Origin of the sequence: Paucisalibacillus algeriensis (assembly GCF_000577245.1) — a bacterium.
In the GTDB taxonomy this organism is placed as follows: Bacteria; Bacillota; Bacilli; order Bacillales; family Amphibacillaceae; genus Ornithinibacillus.
The window spans coordinates 482654-499884 of record NZ_CBYO010000014.1 but is presented as its reverse complement, the minus strand read 5'-3'; the positions used below and the strand labels follow the sequence as shown (position 1 = coordinate 499884).

The 17231-nt window shown below is 35.8% G+C and carries 13 protein-coding genes, 1 pseudogene and 1 other annotated feature (1 of these 15 cut by a window edge); of the genes and pseudogenes, 9 read left to right on the top strand and 5 right to left on the bottom strand.

Annotated elements, in window-relative coordinates:
- Positions 1-44: 44 nt before the first annotated feature.
- From TY11_RS12100 to TY11_RS12085, 4 genes are all read left to right on the top strand, one after another.
- On the top strand, positions 45-1166 hold the full coding sequence (locus TY11_RS12100) for a nicotinate phosphoribosyltransferase (RefSeq protein WP_042146442.1): 1122 nt from the start codon (positions 45-47) through the stop codon (positions 1164-1166).
- 162 nt (positions 1167-1328) lie between these two features.
- Positions 1329-2630 carry a UDP-N-acetylmuramate--L-alanine ligase gene (gene murC, locus TY11_RS12095; RefSeq protein ID WP_042146440.1) on the top strand — a complete coding sequence of 434 codons (1302 nt, stop codon included), beginning with the start codon at positions 1329-1331 and terminating at the stop codon, positions 2628-2630.
- Positions 2631-2962: 332 nt separating this feature from the next.
- Positions 2963-3364, top strand: a complete 402-nt coding sequence (locus tag TY11_RS12090; protein WP_042146560.1) for a DUF948 domain-containing protein — start codon at positions 2963-2965, stop codon at positions 3362-3364.
- 14 nt (positions 3365-3378) lie between these two features.
- On the top strand, positions 3379-3750 hold the full coding sequence (locus tag TY11_RS12085; RefSeq protein ID WP_042146439.1) for a YtxH domain-containing protein: 372 nt from the start codon (positions 3379-3381) through the stop codon (positions 3748-3750).
- 114 nt (positions 3751-3864) lie between these two features.
- Here the strand turns inward: TY11_RS12085 and TY11_RS12080 are convergent, their stop codons facing one another.
- Positions 3865-5997: a cell division protein FtsA gene (locus TY11_RS12080; protein ID WP_042146438.1), complete on the bottom strand. Its 2133-nt coding sequence runs from the start codon at positions 5995-5997 to the stop codon at positions 3865-3867.
- A gap of 179 nt (positions 5998-6176) precedes the next feature.
- Between TY11_RS12080 and TY11_RS12075 the strand changes: the two genes are divergently transcribed.
- From TY11_RS12075 to motS, 4 genes are all read left to right on the top strand, one after another.
- Positions 6177-7253: a bifunctional 3-deoxy-7-phosphoheptulonate synthase/chorismate mutase gene (locus TY11_RS12075; RefSeq protein WP_042146437.1), complete on the top strand. Its 1077-nt coding sequence runs from the start codon at positions 6177-6179 to the stop codon at positions 7251-7253.
- Between the two features lie 293 nt (positions 7254-7546).
- On the top strand, positions 7547-8548 hold the full coding sequence (gene ccpA / locus TY11_RS12070) for a catabolite control protein A (RefSeq protein WP_042146436.1): 1002 nt from the start codon (positions 7547-7549) through the stop codon (positions 8546-8548).
- Positions 8549-8602: 54 nt separating this feature from the next.
- Positions 8603-9427 carry a flagellar motor protein MotP gene (motP, locus tag TY11_RS12065; RefSeq protein WP_042146435.1) on the top strand — a complete coding sequence of 275 codons (825 nt, stop codon included), beginning with the start codon at positions 8603-8605 and terminating at the stop codon, positions 9425-9427.
- Positions 9417-10214 carry a flagellar motor protein MotS gene (motS, locus tag TY11_RS12060; protein WP_042146432.1) on the top strand — a complete coding sequence of 266 codons (798 nt, stop codon included), beginning with the start codon at positions 9417-9419 and terminating at the stop codon, positions 10212-10214. Before motP ends, motS begins: the two co-directional genes overlap by 11 nt.
- Positions 10215-10371: 157 nt before the next feature.
- Here motS and TY11_RS12055 read toward each other — a convergent pair whose 3' ends face one another.
- The 3 genes and pseudogenes from TY11_RS12055 to TY11_RS12045 all read right to left on the bottom strand — a co-directional run bounded on the left by TY11_RS12055 (position 10372) and on the right by TY11_RS12045 (position 12814).
- Positions 10372-11520, bottom strand: coding sequence for an acetoin utilization protein AcuC (locus tag TY11_RS12055; RefSeq protein WP_042146430.1), 1149 nt, complete (start codon positions 11518-11520; stop codon positions 10372-10374).
- Positions 11517-12167 (bottom strand): acetoin utilization AcuB family protein, encoded by a 651-nt coding sequence (locus tag TY11_RS12050; protein ID WP_042146428.1) that lies wholly within the window; start codon positions 12165-12167, stop codon positions 11517-11519. Before TY11_RS12050 ends, TY11_RS12055 begins: the two co-directional genes overlap by 4 nt.
- Positions 12167-12814 (bottom strand): annotated as a pseudogene (locus tag TY11_RS12045) (GNAT family N-acetyltransferase). Before TY11_RS12045 ends, TY11_RS12050 begins: the two are co-directional and overlap by 1 nt.
- Before the next feature lie 229 nt (positions 12815-13043).
- On the opposite strand from TY11_RS12045, the gene TY11_RS12040 reads away from it, so the two are divergent.
- Positions 13044-13892 (top strand): phosphotransferase, encoded by an 849-nt coding sequence (locus TY11_RS12040; protein WP_231495811.1) that lies wholly within the window; start codon positions 13044-13046, stop codon positions 13890-13892.
- 180 nt (positions 13893-14072) lie between these two features.
- On the opposite strand, the gene TY11_RS12035 is transcribed toward TY11_RS12040, so the two are convergent.
- Entirely contained in the window at positions 14073-17048 is a 2976-nt protein-coding gene (locus TY11_RS12035; RefSeq protein ID WP_042146423.1) for a transglycosylase domain-containing protein, read from the bottom strand.
- Between the two features lie 123 nt (positions 17049-17171).
- Positions 17172-17231, top strand: a binding site (T-box leader) (it continues 156 nt past the right edge of the window).

Here is a 17231-nt window from a genome sequence, read left to right as displayed (position 1 = left end):
GGCTGGATATATGATAATAAGGAAAAGAAATTAAGGAGACTATTATGAAAGAAATAGAACAAAAGCTTAGTGGGGAAATAGATCGCCTAACTAATCATACGTTTAAGTTTGATGAACGTATTAAGGAAGGTTGGTTTTCAGCTGTATATTTTTTAAAGACTAAAGAAATTGTTGAGAAAAAGGTTCCGAATAATCATGTCACGATGCAATTCTTTCAAAAGAAAGATGCTGTCCTATGTGGTACTGACGAAGCCATTGCACTAATTCATACATTCGCTGATGATCCAGGATCTATAGAAATTCATTCCTTAAAAGACGGTGACAAGATAAGTCCGTTTGAAACAGTGTTAACTATCTCAGGGAAATATCAACAGTTTGGATATTTAGAAGGTATAATTGATGGCATTTTGGCAAGAAGAACATCCGTAGCAACGAATGTATATAATGTTGTAAAAGCGGCAAGATCGTCTGGAAAACAAAAGCCAGTGATATTCATGGGAGATCGTGATGATCATTATACAACGCAAGCTGGAGATGGTTACGCAGCCTTTATAGGTGGATCAACTGCCCAAGCAACCCATGCTATGAATGAATGGTGGGGAAAAGAAGGTATGGGCACTATGCCACATGCAATGATTCAAATGTTTAAAGGTGATGTCGTAGCGGCTACAAAGGCTTATCATGAAGTATATCCGGAAGATGATTTAGTGGCTTTAGTGGATTATAATAATGATGTCATCACAGATGCACTAAAGGTCGCAAGCGCTTTTGGTGATAAACTGAAAGGTGTTCGTTTAGATACTTCTAATACACTTGTTGATAAGTATTTTCTAAGAAATTATCATGTAATGGGTTCTTTTGATCCTAGAGGAGTAAATCCGGAGTTAGTATTTGCATTACGAAAAGCACTTGATGATAATGGATTTAATCATGTAAAAATTGTTGCAACTGGTGGATTTACAGAAGAAAAAATCCGTTACTTTGAATCTTTAGGTGTTCCAGTTAATACGTATGGAATAGGTAGAAGTTTATTAAAGCTTGATATTGGATTTACGGGTGATAATGTTATGTTAAACGGTTCGCCTGAGGCAAAAGATGGACGCCGTTATCGACCAAATCCAAGGTTAGAAAAAGTAGAATATAAAGAGTTACATCACATCTATTAATAATTAGGACACAACCAAATTACTATTTTAATACGAAATAAGTTTTGTTATAATTACTTAATGTTATTAATCTTAGTTTAGTTAGTATCCGCTTTATGCTGATGTTAGAATAGAAAGCACACCGAAGTGTTTTCTTACACATATAGTTGGAGGTTCTTTTTTATGACAACTTACCATTTTATTGGTATTAAGGGTACTGGTATGAGTGCACTAGCACAAATTCTTCATGATTCTGGAGAAAATGTGCAAGGCTCTGACGTAGAAAAAAGATTTTTTACCCAGGAGGCTCTTGAATCGAAAAACATACCGATTCTTCCGTTCGCAAAAGAAAATATATCAGATGATTTAACTATTATTGCAGGAAATGCTTTTTCTGATGAGCATGTAGAAATCCAAGAAGCAAAAAGTAAGGGACTACCATTTTATCGTTATCATGAATTCCTTGGAGAGTGGTTAAAACAGTACACTAGTATTGCTGTAACTGGGGCACATGGTAAAACGTCCACCACGGGTTTACTTGCTCATGTATTAAATTCTGTTTATCCAATCTCCTACTTAATTGGGGATGGGACAGGTAAAGGGCATGTTGATAGTAATTATTTTGTGTTTGAAGCATGTGAGTACCGAAGGCATTTCTTGAGTTATGAGCCAGATTATGCGATCATGACCAATATTGATTTCGACCATCCAGATTATTTTTCAAGTATAAACGATGTCTTTGATGCATTCCAATCAATGGCAGAAAGAGTTAAAAAAGGTATAATTGCATGTGGTGATGATGAGAAGCTACAACAAATTCAGGCAAAGGTTCCAGTCGTTTATTACGGATTCTTACCGTCAAATGATTTTCAAGCACAAAATGTGAGAGAAACGGAGCATGGTACAGAGTTTGATGTATTTGTTCGTAACACCTATTACGATACATTCATCATTCCAATGTATGGAAACCATCATGTGTTAAATGCATTATCCGTTATTGCAATATGTCAATATGAAGGTATGGAAGCAGATGCAATAAAAAACCTGGATACATTTAAAGGTGTTAAACGTCGTTTTACAGAAAAGAAAATAAATGATCAAATCATTATCGACGATTATGCGCATCATCCAAGAGAAATTACAGCAACAATTGAATCTGCAAGAAAGAAATATCCAAATAAAGAAGTAATCGCTATTTTTCAACCACATACATTTACCCGGACAAAAACATTTTTGCAAGAATTTGCAGATAGTTTAAGTCCAGCAGATTCTGTGTACTTATGTGAGATTTTCGGGTCTGCTAGGGAAGATAGTGGGCAATTAACCATTCAGGATTTACAAAAGCTGATTCCTAATAGTTCTGTTCTAGAATTAGAAGGAATTGAAGAATTAAAGAAATATGAAAATAGTGTATTAATCTTTATGGGAGCTGGAGATATCCAGAAGTTCCAAAAAGCCTATGAAGAAATTCTTCATAGTATTTAACAATATATCTATAAAAAGTCTGTTACCATAAAAGTAACAGGCTTTTTTAGCAGAAGGGGAATTTTTTTAATCACCCCAGCATGCATAGTGGTATTTCTACATTACCTATTCAACGTGAATGCCATCTTTTGTTAGGAATGAATTTTGTTACTTGGAAAAAAATACTACATAACATTCGAATTTTATGATAGAAAAGCCTATAATGGAGATATACTAATAAAGAATGTGTCTACGATAACTTATGTTTATTTGTCGAAATAAAAGGGAACATGAATTGTACAAGCACTTGCATTTTGGCAAACTCACTTAGAAAGAAAGGAATGATTACTGCTATGGAAATCTTACTCTATCTTGCTGCAATAATTGCTGCCGTTGCTTTTGCAGTGCTAGTAATTTACTTAGCAAAAACATTAAAGGCTTCAACCCGAACACTTAACAATGTTGCGAATACATTGGAGAGCCTAGAAAAGCAAATGCAAGGAATTACAACAGAAACAACGGAGTTACTACACAAGACAAATGCCCTTGCTGATGATGTAAATAAAAAAACAGCTAAATTAGATGGTTTATTTGATGGTGTTAAAGGAATTGGTGAAACAGTTCAAGACTTTAATCAATCATTAAAACAATTTTCATCTAGTGTTTCTAGGGCAGCCTCAGAAAATCAAGATAAGGCTTCACAAGCAGTTACATGGGGAGCTGCACTATTTGATTTTTTAAAAAAGAGAAAATAAAAGGAGGAACCAACATGGCAGAAAATAATAACGGTAGAGATTTTATCGTAGGTACAGTCATAGGTGCTGCAGTAGGTGCTAGCTTGGCATTATTATTTGCTCCAAAGTCTGGTAAAGAATTAAGAGGGGATATTAATCAGGGAGCTGTCCAAGTACGTGACCGTGCAACAGAGTGGAAGGATATCGCACAAACAAAAGGACTTGAATGGAAAGATATTGCCCAGGCAAAAGGCCAAGAGTGGAAAGAGTTTGCAACAGAAAAAGGCTCTGAACTTAAACATAAGACACAAGAAGTTACATCTAATGTTCAATCTAAAATTCAAGAAATGAGAAATAAAGATGGAAATGCAGAGGATATAACTGCGGAAGAAGTTACAAGAAACTGACACTGAAGAAAAAAATAATGAAAAGGATGTCGTAAGGTGAGTATTCACTTACGACATCCTTTTTGTGTAGAGATTAATTTTTGGTATAAAGTGTTTCCAGTTCTGTCATTAGAGCTAATCCCAAATAATAGCTAAGTTATCGCCTTCAGATACCTGCTCATAAAAGGTAGTGGGTTGATTATTTTTCATCACGGTGAAGTTACCACTTGCATTTGTTAAATCAAGTTCAATATAGCGGAAAACATCTTGAAATATGAAAGGTTCCAATACTTTATCCTCTATTGATAACCTGTCATTCGGATAAATACTGTCTTCTTCAGTTAATACGGTGTCACCTTTTTTAACAATGAGTTGCGGTTGTTTCATGATGATAGTTTCGTGATTAAATGTTACTCGTATGTGGTGATGATAGTCTTTATTTAACTGTTTTAATAACAACTCGACAGTGGGAATGTTTTTCGGAATTACTTGTAAATGATCATGTTGTCTTAATTTATAATCTAATGATACTGGCTTATTATTTATAACAATCTGAGTTTCAGCTAAGCCTAATTTTACTCTGTGCTGGTTAACGAATACTTCAAATTCATTATGATCAGGCTGCTTTTCCGAGCTGACAAAGGTAAAGAAATCTCTAACTGTTTTTGGTGTGCGTACTTCAATGATATCATGGTCCTGAATGAGATAATTCTGATCCTTTATCATGTTATTTACATAATATGTTGACTTTATTTCATAAGCTTGCTGATTAAAGCGAATTTGAATGGGAGGAACATCTCCAAGAAGTTCTAAAAGTGTGACTTTTGGCTGCAATCCATCCAAACCTTTTTTTATTTCAATTTCAACTCCATTTTGAACAATTGTATCAACGGTTGCTTCTTCCTTGTTCAATAGAATTGCTGGAGCTTGACCAAGTTCACCTGGTAAGGTTATTGATTTACCGTTTACTGTAATAATAGACGCAATACCTGGTTTTCCGTATAATTTATTTATTTCTATTCCAGCTTGTACAAGGCAATCACCAATTGTGAGCTGTTTCATTTCAAACATCCGAATTATTTTTTCATTAACTTTTATGGAGATATAATGAATTGGATTTTGTTTAGCTGCAATAGCAATACCGATTGGTGTTACAAAATCAGGGCCATTTGGTAGATTATCTGTTTGATTCAGAATTTGGATTGCCTCGATATCGCGAATTGCAACACGATTGGATGGCAGTTGTAATTTATTAGCTAATCTTGCTGTGAAATCGGGTGTTTGACTGCCACCACCGATGAGCATGACTGCTTTAGGTTGTGTTCCGTTTAATTGTAGTATTTCCTCGGCAATAGAGTTTGTTAATTTATCAATGCTTTCACCGATATCGTTTACTAAATCCTCATAGGTAATGGTAGATTCAAATCCTAATATATCTTGAACAGTTGACTGCCTATTCTTCACTATTTCTAGTTTTGTTTTCTCAGCTAATGGGAAATCTAGCAAATAATGATCACTTACTGCTTCCGTTATTTCATCACCAGCAATAGGCACCATCCCATATGCAACGACTGTTCCTGAGTTGGTAAGTGCAATATCACTCGTCCCAGCGCCTATGTCTACAAGGGCGACGTTTAGACGTCTCATGGATTCCGGAATAAGTACTTGTATAGCCGCAATCGGTTCTAATGTTAAAGCATCCATTTCTAAATTTGCACGGGTTAATGCTGAGATTAGGGATTCCACAACTACTTTGGGTAAAAAGGTAGCAATAATTTCAACTGAGGCAAATTGGCCACTCTGATCAATTAATGAGCCAATTAGATCTTCGTCGATTTTATAATGAAGTACAGAATACCCAACACAGTAATAGTTCGAAAAGTTCTGGTCCATGTCATCAGAAACTATCTTGAGTTGTGCAGCATGCACAGCACTTAATTCTAAATGCTTAATGGTTTCGTGGTCTGTAACTGGTTTTTGATTGAGTTCGAATGTCGCTGATGAAGTAATCGTTTTTAATGATCTTCCTGCAGCGGCAACACATACTTTATGTAGTGGACCATGGTTAGCTTCTAGCATTTCTTTGACTTCTTTAATAACCTCAGCAACTTCTTCTACATGATGTATTTGGCCATCTACCATGGACCTGACTCGATGTTCTCTTACGCAATAATCAACTAATGTATATTTTGATTCGAACTTTTGTAAAATAACCCCTGTCACAGACCGGGTTCCGATATCTAATGCAAATATATAATTGTCCTTCATTATGTAAATCCCCCTAATAGTAAAAGGTATCCAAAATAATCTCTATTTGTATGAGCATAATTTCCCGTAAATCTTTATTTTTATTATAAACTGTAAGATGACAAAGGGAAAATTATTAGCTATAATGATGTCACATTATGTAGAAATTCTTGCAGTTTTTCCTTTCAGGAGGCTATTAAATGATGAATAACAATTTAGACGAATTACGAAATAGATTAGACGATGTTAATTTACAAATACTTGAACTTGTGAACCTACGAGCAGCTATTGTGAAACAAATTGGTCAAATAAAAAACAAACAAGGTATAAAGCGATTTGATCCAGTTAGAGAGCGTGAAATGCTAGATCAATTAATTCAACATAATAATGGTCCGTTTGATAATTCAACCATTGAACATATCTTTAAAGAAATGTTCAAGGCTGGGCTTGAGTTAATAGAGGACGATCACCGTAAAGAATTATTAGTATCCCGTAAACGACAACCTGAAAACACAGTGATTGATGTTAAAGGTGAAAAAGTTGGTGATGGAAAAACTCATTTCGTTATGGGGCCATGTGCTGTTGAAAGCTATGAACAGGTTCGGGAAGTAGCTCAAGCCGTGAAAAAGAACGGTATTAAGCTTTTTCGAGGTGGAGCATTTAAGCCAAGAACTTCGCCTTATGATTTTCAAGGATTGGGAATTGAAGGCTTACAAATCTTGAGGCGAGTTGCCGATGAGTTTGATTTAGCAGTAATAAGTGAGATAGTAAATCCAGCACATATTGAAATTGCATTAGATTATGTGGATGTCATCCAAATTGGTGCTAGAAATATGCAGAATTTCGAACTACTGAAAGCAGCAGGAGAAGTTGATAAACCAGTTCTATTGAAACGTGGTTTATCGGCAACTATTTCTGAGTTTATAAATGCAGCGGAGTATATTATTTCCCGAGGAAATGGTAAAATCATTCTTTGTGAACGTGGAATTCGCACATATGAGACAGCAACAAGAAATACACTGGATATTTCAGCAGTACCAATATTAAAGCAAGAAACTCACTTACCTGTAATGGTCGATGTTACTCATTCAACGGGTAGGAGAGATTTGTTAATACCAATGGCTAAGGCAGCCCTAGCTATTGGAGCTGATGGTATAATGGCTGAGGTTCATCCAGACCCAGCGGTCGCATTGTCTGACTCTGCTCAACAAATGGATATCCCAATGTTTGAAACCTTCTTAAAAGAAATTTCTAAATACAATGCATCAATTAGTTAAGGGTTTGACAACTAGTCAAATCCTTAGTTTTTAGGTTTATTTAGAACAGAGGGATTTATGTGTTTGCTCCTGAAACTAAGGATTATGCGCTAGAAAATCTGCAGCTTGTGCCTGATACCGGTGACCATGCTCCCAAGCACCCAGATCATGCGCCCGACTATGAGTATCATGTCCCGAACTAGGCTTGTAATCGGCCGAAGATTTTATAAGATATTTTTTGTGTTTTTTTTCACACTAGAGTATGATAATGAGTAGAAACTTGTCTATTAGTACGGAACTAGGAGGTTTATTTTATGACAATAACAATATACGACGTAGCAAGAGAAGCAAATGTATCCATGGCAACGGTATCCCGTGTGGTAAACGGAAACCCTAATGTAAAGCCAACAACAAGAAAAAAGGTATTAGCAACGATTGAAAGGTTAGGGTATCGTCCAAATGCGGTTGCACGTGGACTAGCTAGTAAAAAGACTACCACAGTTGGAGCAATTATCCCTGATATCTCTAGTATCTTTTTTGCGGAATTAGCTAGAGGAATTGAAGATATTGCCACGATGTATAAGTACAATATCATATTGAGTAACTCTGATCAAAATAAGGATAAAGAGTTACAACTAATTAATACGATGTTGGAAAAACAAGTAGACGGTATTATATTTATGGGTGGAAATATCTCGAAAGAACATGTTCAACAGTTCTCAACTGCTTCCGTACCAGTGGTGTTAGCAGCCACATATGATGGAACAGAATCAATCCCATCTGTAAATATTGACTATGAGGAAGCGGCTTATGAAGCAACCAATTATTTAATTGAAAAGGGAAATAAAAAGGTAGCATTTATCTTTGGAAACGAAGAGTATACGATTAACCAATTGAAAAAACAAGGTTACTTGCGAGCTTTGAAAGAGGCTAATCTTCCAGTCGTAGAAGATTATATAGTAAGTGGTGATTACACATATGATTCTGGAATGAAATCTGTAGAGAAGTTTATGAATTTATCAGACAAACCAACTGCTGTTTTTGCAGCTTCAGATGCGATTGCGCTTGGTGTTATCCATGGTGCTCAGGATTTAGGCTATAAGGTTCCAGATGACATAGAAGTATTTGGATTTGATAATACAAAATTAGCCACAATGGTTCGACCAGCATTATCTACGGTTGTTCAACCAACATATGATATCGGTGCGGTTGCTATGCGCTTACTTACTAAATATATGAATAAAGAAGAAGTAGAAGAGAAAAAAGTAGTATTACCACACCGTCTTATAGAAAGAAATTCAACAAAATTAAAATAATGTCGATAAAAACAGTATAATGTAATTTGAAGCAGAAGTTTGGGGAGAGAGAATATGAGAAAACGAGATTTATTAACTCCTATCGGCATTACTGTAGGTTTTATCATGATTATGGGAGCAATACTTTCTAGTGGTGGAACTGAGGGTTTTGTTTCCTTTCTTGACTTTACCTCTATCCTTATTGTAATAGGTGGGATGATTGGTTCACTACTTATTAACTTTAATATGCAACAAATTAAATTAACAGGAAAAGTATTAAAGGAGTCATTTAACCAAAATGACCGACAGCTTCCTGAACTAATTAATCTTTTTATCCGACTTTCTGAACGTGCAAGAAGAGAAGGTATTTTAGCATTAGAAAATGATCTAGATGATGTCGATGAACCATTTATTAAAAAAGGGATTCTACTTGCTGTTGATGGTATTGAACCTGAAGTAATACATGACATTATGAACGCTGAGATCACAGCGATGGAAGAACGCCATTATCGTGGTAGAATGATTTTAGAAAAATGTGCCGAATATGCTCCAGCTTGGGGAATGATTGGTACATTAATAGGTCTTGTATTGATGTTGAATAGCTTACAAGATCCAGCGACACTAGGTCCAAGTATGGCAGTTGCTTTACTCACAACTTTATATGGAACAGTTCTTGCTAACTTAGTATTCACTCCGATGGCAAGTAAACTTGAAAATAAAACAGAAGAAGAAGTATTTATTAAACAAATTATTATTGAGGGCGTTATTGGTGTTCAATCTGGTCAAAATCCACGAATATTAGAAGAAAAATTAGGAGCATTTCTTTCGAACAATACGAAGTCAAAAGAAGCTCATGAAGATGAATCCTCATTCGTGGGGGAGGGCCTAAATGAAGCGTAGAGAAAGTAGAAAAAAAATTGATAAAGGTGCTCCAAAATGGATGGTAACCTATTCCGACATGGTCACATTGATTCTAGTTTTTTTCATTTTGTTATTCTCTATGTCACAAATAGATGCAGTGAAATTTGAAGCTATTTCTGATTCTTTTCGTAATCGAATGATATTTGATTTTTTCCCTTCACCTGTACCAATGGATAACCCTACGGAGAGTACTAGTGTACAAAAACAAGGTCAAAATTCAAATGAATATGAGTTGCCAGTATCAGATGAAAAAGAAGATGAAGCTGGGGCTGAATCAGAATCAAATCAAGAAAACGACTCCCTTAATGAATTAATGGAAGAAGTAGAAAATTATTTGGATGAGAATGCACTAAATAATGTAGTATCTGCAAATCGCTCAGAACGTGGAGTTGTTTTAGTTTTACAAGATAGTATATTATTCGATCCAGGAGAGGCCATAATTTTACCTTCAGCACTTCCGTTTTTAACTAAGGTTGGTAATCTACTATCACAAATCGATAATGATATAAAGGTAGAAGGACATACAGATGATGTTCCTATGTCGAGTTTTAGATATCCTTCTAACTGGGAGTTATCCGGTGCAAGAGCTAGTAGTGTGGTAAGGTTTTTGGTTAATGAGAATAGCTTAGATGAAAGACGTTTTACAATCAGTGGCTATAGTGATACAGAACCACTCGCTCCAAACGATAATGCAAGTAACAGAAGTAAAAATAGAAGAGTAGAAATAGTTATTTTAGAAAAAGATGTCTTAGAACCACAAAGTTAAAGGAGTTGAAATTTCAACTCCTTTTTTTTGCATATTTAGATACAGTAAAGATTAAACTGATTCGTCCAGGCAATAGGATGTAGGATACGGATATCTCCGCTCCTTTCCTATTCCTCTGCTTATATGGTAATCTACTAAAATCCTAATAGATTGATGTTTATATTACTTTAGTATATTTTAATAAATTCAGTAATGTAACGTGATTTTTTTCCTCAATTTCCTTTTTTCTTGGAATTACTGGAATTTCCTCTATAGGGTCATGCCATGTTGTTGGTAAAGTAACTGGTGCTTCTTTCTGCCAATTATTTATCCAGGTTATAGGGAGATCGCCATGTAAGGGTTGTTCATCCTTCATGACATTCCAAATTTGTGACCATGCCCGAGGGACAACACGCCAAATATCATAACCACCTCCACCAAGAGCAATCCATTTTCCATTACAGTATGTTTTGCTAATTTCTAATGCAACTTCTGGTATTCTTTCATAAATGGCCATGGAACCACATAAGTGGGTGAGAGGATCATAAAAATGGGAATCAGCGCCATTTTGAGTAACTATCACATCAGGCTGAAAGAAATCCGCTATTTCTCGTAAAGCGTTTTCATAAACTTCTAGATAAGATTCATCCTGTGTAAAAGCATCGATTGGTAAATTAAAGCTAAACCCGTGGCCTTCTTTAATCCCTCTTTCATTAACATTTCCGGTGCCAGGGAAAAGGTACCTACCTGTTTCGTGGATAGAGAATGTACAAACCTTAGGATCATCATAGAAAGCCAATTGAACACCATCTCCATGGTGTGCGTCAGTATCAACGTATAATACTTTTAAATCATAATTTTTTCGAATATATTTGATCGCAATTGCAGCATCATTATAAATACAGAACCCTGAAGCCTTTTGCTTAAAACCGTGATGTAAGCCACCTGCAAAATTAACTGCTCCATGTGCACCTTCAACTAAGACAGCTTCAATAGCGGTGAGTGTAGCCCCTACAATTTGAGCTGAGGCTTCATGCATATTGGGAAAAACCGGCGTATCCTCGGTACCCAGCCCATATTTAATTAGGTTTTCCGGTGACATATTATTAGCAGATTTGACTGTGCGTATATAAGCAGGATCATGAACAAGCGCTATCTCATCATCAGATGCCACTCGTGGTACAATAATTTGATTCTCTGCTAATTGTCCAGAATTTTCCAGTAATTCCTTTGTTAAAATAACCCGCTTTTGGTTAAACGGATGATCATTGTGAAAATGGTAATTTAAGAGTGATTTGTCAAAAACAAATTTAATATCTTTGTTCATAATCTAGGCTCCGGTATATTGTTTGGCCACATTAATTCATACCCAGCATTTCGTAAATCACGAATAATTGGTAGTGGATTCATGGTTTGTACTCGAAAAACCAGTATCTTATATTCTGGGTCGTTATGAAAAGGATAAACTAATACAGAGGAAATATTAACACCTCGATTTCCAAATACAGATGCAACTTCAGGTAATATTCCTGGCTTATGTGGGACCTTTACCTCAATGTGGGAACCTTGTACATGTGTTCCGGTTAGCTGAATTAAGGTATATAGCAGATCCTTTTCTGTAATTACACCAACTAGTTTATCATTACTAACCACTGGTAGGCATGCGATTTCGCGATCGTAAAATATTCGGGCAACCTCTTCTACAAAATCTAATGGATGAGCCGTGATAACAGGGCTACTCATAATCGAAGAAACTTCTTTATTTAATACATCCTTTTCTGGAGTATTTGTTAAAATCGATGGGCTTGCGTCACGAATATCACGATCTGATACAATTCCGATTACATAATGGTCTTCATCTACAATCGGGATATGCCTGATTTTATGATTAACTAATAATTGATATGCTTTTTCGATTGAATCTGAAGGACTTAGTGAGATTACATTTCGATTCATTATTTTTTCAACATGCATCATAATCCCTCCCTATAACTTCGTATTTGATGTCGTTTTAAAAAACGTAACGTTTCAAATTGCTGTATTGATTCTTCCTTCACTTTTGAACCAATTCTTACCATTAAACAATTTGCCGGGTGTGAAATTATTTCAGGGTCATCCGTTGGAGCTGGCAAAAGGCCCCCAGAAGCCATCATTTTTTCCATTACCTTTCGATATTCCCAAATACTTAAATTTGTTCCTTTTAAATCCCAGTGCCAATAGTATTCTGTTGAGATAACTATATAATTTTCCATAAAAGGATCCATCATCGATACCTTTAATAGACTTGAGGCTATTCCACTTCCTCGGTATTCAGGAATTACCTCAATTGCGCCTAGCTCTATTAAATTCTACATTTGAAAGGTTGACCATCTTTCTAAAGGATCTGGATATAGATAGGTTACATAACCAATTATAGTATCCTCTGTTCTTGCAATGATAATTCTGCCATCAGCCAAACCCGCAATACCTAATAGGGCTTGAAATTGCTTTTTAGAAGGTCGAAAAGTTGTTAAGTCATGATGAAAAATATAGTTTTCGAGTGTTGATGCAGGGACTGGTCCCTCAATGATAATGTCGGTTGCTTGATGTTTTATTCTATTGTAAGTTTTTAAATGCTCCATTAATTGTTCACCACTCAAATTTTGTATTAGTTTTATTATACAAGATTATCGTTGTAATTTTTAGTCTTTTCTAGATAAATTTCTGAAAGGTACTTTGAAGTCTTATTAATCATTAATTTTATCCAAACTTTTCTGAATTATTATGTTACTATAAAAGATATAAAACTCTGTTCTCAAAGAGTAGGATAACGAAATTGAAATACGATATAACATATGGGGGATTAAGGTGATGATTGGTAGAAAGATAGGTGAAGGTGGAAACTCAGAAGTATTTGAGTGGGGGGACGATAACAAAATTATTAAATTAGCAAAACCAAACACCAGCATACTAGCTTTAGAAAGAGAATATAGGAATAATCTTATGGCATGGAAAATGGGGTTGTCTGTACCTAAGCCATATGAAATCGTAGAGTTTGATCAACGTCCAGGAATTGTGTTTGAACGAATTTACGGCGAAACATTAAAAGAACGCTTATTCAACATCCTAATCCAACAAATTAACGCAGACCAACTAATGACGGTTTGGAATGATGTTCGATATACTGCTCGCCTTTTAAGTGAAATTCATCATTTATCACATGAGGGAATACCTCCGCAAAGGGAATTCCTGAAGAGACAGATACGGAGTGTGGGTTATTTAGGGGAAGAAGAAAAAAGTGCTATTATCGATATTTTAGATAGTTTTCCAATAAAGAGTCAAATATGTCACGGAGATCCTAATCCTAATAATATATTGATGAGCAATGGAAAAGCTGTAATGATTGATTGGAATGATGCCACTAGTGGTAATCCAGAAACAGATCTAGCGGAATACATCATTATGATTAGATTTGCCGTTTTACCTAGTGACACACCACAAAACGTTGTAAATGTTTTTGACTCTTTAAGAGAAGGAATAATTGACGTCTTTTTAGATGAATATACATTACTTACTGGAACTACCTATGAGGAAGTGGAACCTTGGATTATTCCGATAGCAGCTCGTAAGCTTTCAGCGGATGCTATTTCTAATAAAGAAAAACAATTACTAGTCAACGAAATACGTATAGGACTGAGGTACAAGGAAAACAAATTATAGATCATCTTAAGCGATAGTGGTAGAATAAATCATTTAACAATTATAGAAATTAGCACTTAAATTTTGTTTAAATGTAAATGAAAAAATAGCAATAGTCTTGTTCAGAGAAAGTGAACTAGGCTATTGCTATTTTAATGCCTAAAAGTACCAAGGAATAGGTACGTCAGACTATTGTAATGACTAATCCTTTTCAGTATCCCCTGGAGGATTTTCAGGAGGATCTACCGGATCCCTAGGATTCTCCGGTTGACCTGGGTCCCCAGGCTCCTCGGGATCTTCAGGATCTGGATCTGGCTTTTCTGGTTCCTTCGGTTTATCTACTTCCTTATCCGGTTCTGGTTTTTCAGGCTTTTCTTCTTTCTCCGGTTCTGAGAAGTCACCGACAACAATTTCTTTTGAAGCAGAAGATTCTAATCCGAAGTAATCAACTGCTTTAACATGGTAAACACCATTTCCACTAGGTAATTTAAAACTAGTTTCAATCGAATGACCAATTAGACCGAATGAATCTCCAGGTTTGTTAGCACGGTATATTCGATATCCAATAACATCTTTGCTTCCAGAAGCATCCCATGTTAAATTGCTTCCATTATTTTGTACTGATGAAGGTACTCCAGGTGCCTTGCCATCATCATCTACCACTGATTTATGACCTTCGATATTCGGAAGACTAATCTTTTCCCATGCCTCTCTTCGGAACCTAGGGAACAGCTCTGTCAAATCATTTAGTTTGTCATATTGATTTCGAATTATCCATTCTGGGTTAAAGGATAGACCATCATCTTGAATGAATTCTTTAGGAGTTTTAGGTCCAGCTAATACTGCTTTACCATCAACTAGGACATAAGAACCTGATACAAGACTATCGTCCACCTGTGTTGGTACAAAGTTGATATTAAATAAATCACTCGATACCAGTCCTGCTTGTTGACATAAATCAGAAGCAAGCATACCAGATGTTGCACAAATACTTCGTGTTACGATTCCATCAGGTCGTTGGAATTGTTCCGATGGTGCAACAAGATCAGGTCTAATTTCAGAAGCAGCATTCATAAGCTCTGCCCAAAGTTTTATGTTTCTATTTCCTTCATATAAAGCACAGCTATCACACTTCAATGACTGTCCTATTCGATATCCTAACCAAGTTCCCATTGTAACGTTCGGGTTATATCCGACAAAGTGGACATCATGGGTATTTTGGGTAGTTCCAGTTTTACCTGCCCAATCCACGTTTGGATACTTTAGTTGTGAACGTAAATAATTTGCAGTTCCTTCACTAACGACGTCACGGAGTATATCTGTCGTCAAATAAGCTGTTTGTGGAGAGAATACTTCCACTGGCTCTGTTTTATGTTCATAAATTACTTCACCGTCTTGGTTAGTAATCTTTTCAATCATATAGGCATCTACGAAATTTCCACCATTTGCAAAGGTTACAAAGGCATTCGTATTCTCTTCAACTGATATACCATGCGTTGTACCACCAATTGACAATGCTAAGTTTGCATATTCTGCATCACCAAGCGAAGTAATCCCCATTTTTCGTATGTACTGATCCACAGGATTCTCATGGGCAATTTGTGAATATACCTTGATTGTTGGTACGTTATAAGAATCCGTAATAAAGTCTCTTACAGATAAGATTCCATGATAGCGGTAGTTAAAGTTCTGTGGTGTCCACGGGCCTCCTGGAGTTGACCAAGTAGTCTTAACATCTGCAACAGGAGTTCCTGGTTGTACAATGCCTTTTTCCATTGCAGGAGCTATTGCCAATAATGGCTTCATCGTACTCCCATTCGGTCGTAACGTGTCTGTAGCGTAATTCGTTTGATTCTCGAAACTGAATCCACGTCCACCAAGAAAGCTTATTACTTTTCCTGTTTTATTTTCAACTAAAAATCCAGCTGCTTGAACCTGTTGTGTGGTTATTTCTTCACCAGTTGCAGGGTCAATCGTGTTACCATGCCAATCTGGACCATAGTATTGGAAGTTCTTAGCAACTTCTTGGAAGGCATCATAGATTTCCTTGTCAATGGTGGAATGGATATTATAACCACTTTGACGAAGATCACGATCCGCTAATATCATATATTGCTCTTTTAATTCATCGCTTTCATCCAGATCCTCTTTTGTATAACCATCTTTATCTGCTAGAAAATACATCAGTATTTCTTTCGCTCTTTTTTCTAATTCAAACGTTAGATATGGATATTTTTCGATAGGACTTTCAGAACTTGTAACAAAGTCAGCTACAATATCGTAGTTTAGAGCATTCTTATATTCCTTTTCTGTAATATATTCCATTTCTAACATTCGGCTAAGAACTACTTTCATACGAGTAATCCCTGGTTCAAGTCCTTCTTGGTTTTTTAAACCACCACCACCTTGATATGGCGTATAATAAGATGGACTTTGTGGAAGACCAGCAAGAAATGCAGCTTGTGGAAGGTTAACTTCATCAGCGTTAATTCCAAAAATCTCTTGAGCGGCAGTTTGGACACCAGCGATATTTCGTCCATTAGCTCCACGTCCGTATGGGATAATATTCAAATACGCTTCCATTATCTGATCTTTTTCGAAGAATTGCTCTAATCGCATTGCAAGTAATATTTCTTTTGCCTTTCGTTCAAAGGATACTTCATTTGTTAAAATCTGGTTTTTAATTAGCTGTTGCGTTAATGTACTACCACCAGACTTCATATCGGAATTAGTAAATTCTTGAACAAGTGCACGAACAATTGCCTTTGGTACAACGCCATTATGCTCTTTGAAGAATTCATCTTCCGTTGCAATTACGGCATCAATTAATATTGGTGAGATATCTTCTAATTTTGTTTCTTCACGGTGAAGATCTGATTGAATATCTCCAAAATAAATATCCCCGGCAAAATACAATTTGGATGTTTCTTCGTAATTATAGATATCTTTTTCCATGCTTTCATATGGACGGATTGGTTCGTCTTTGACTAGTGAGGCAAAGTATCCAAATCCTACACCTACACCAAAGAACATCCCAATAATACCAATGACAATAAAAAATAAAATAACATTCCAGACAACATCATATGTAATTCTTGATGCACGTTGTACTTTCCCAGTGCTCCAGATTGTTTTTACCTTGGTTCCAACTTTTTGGAAAAACTCTTTAAAATCCACGATAAAACCCCCTATTATTCCAAGAATAATTATAGCATATGCAATGATAGAGTAGGTACAATAAATTTGCAAAAATAATTGCATTTTTTATCTTTATTCTATATGATAAATGTAATAATATAAATTAAAGCAATGAAGGAAATAGTAGTGTTGCAAATCCCTATCTAAGAGATCTGGTGGTCG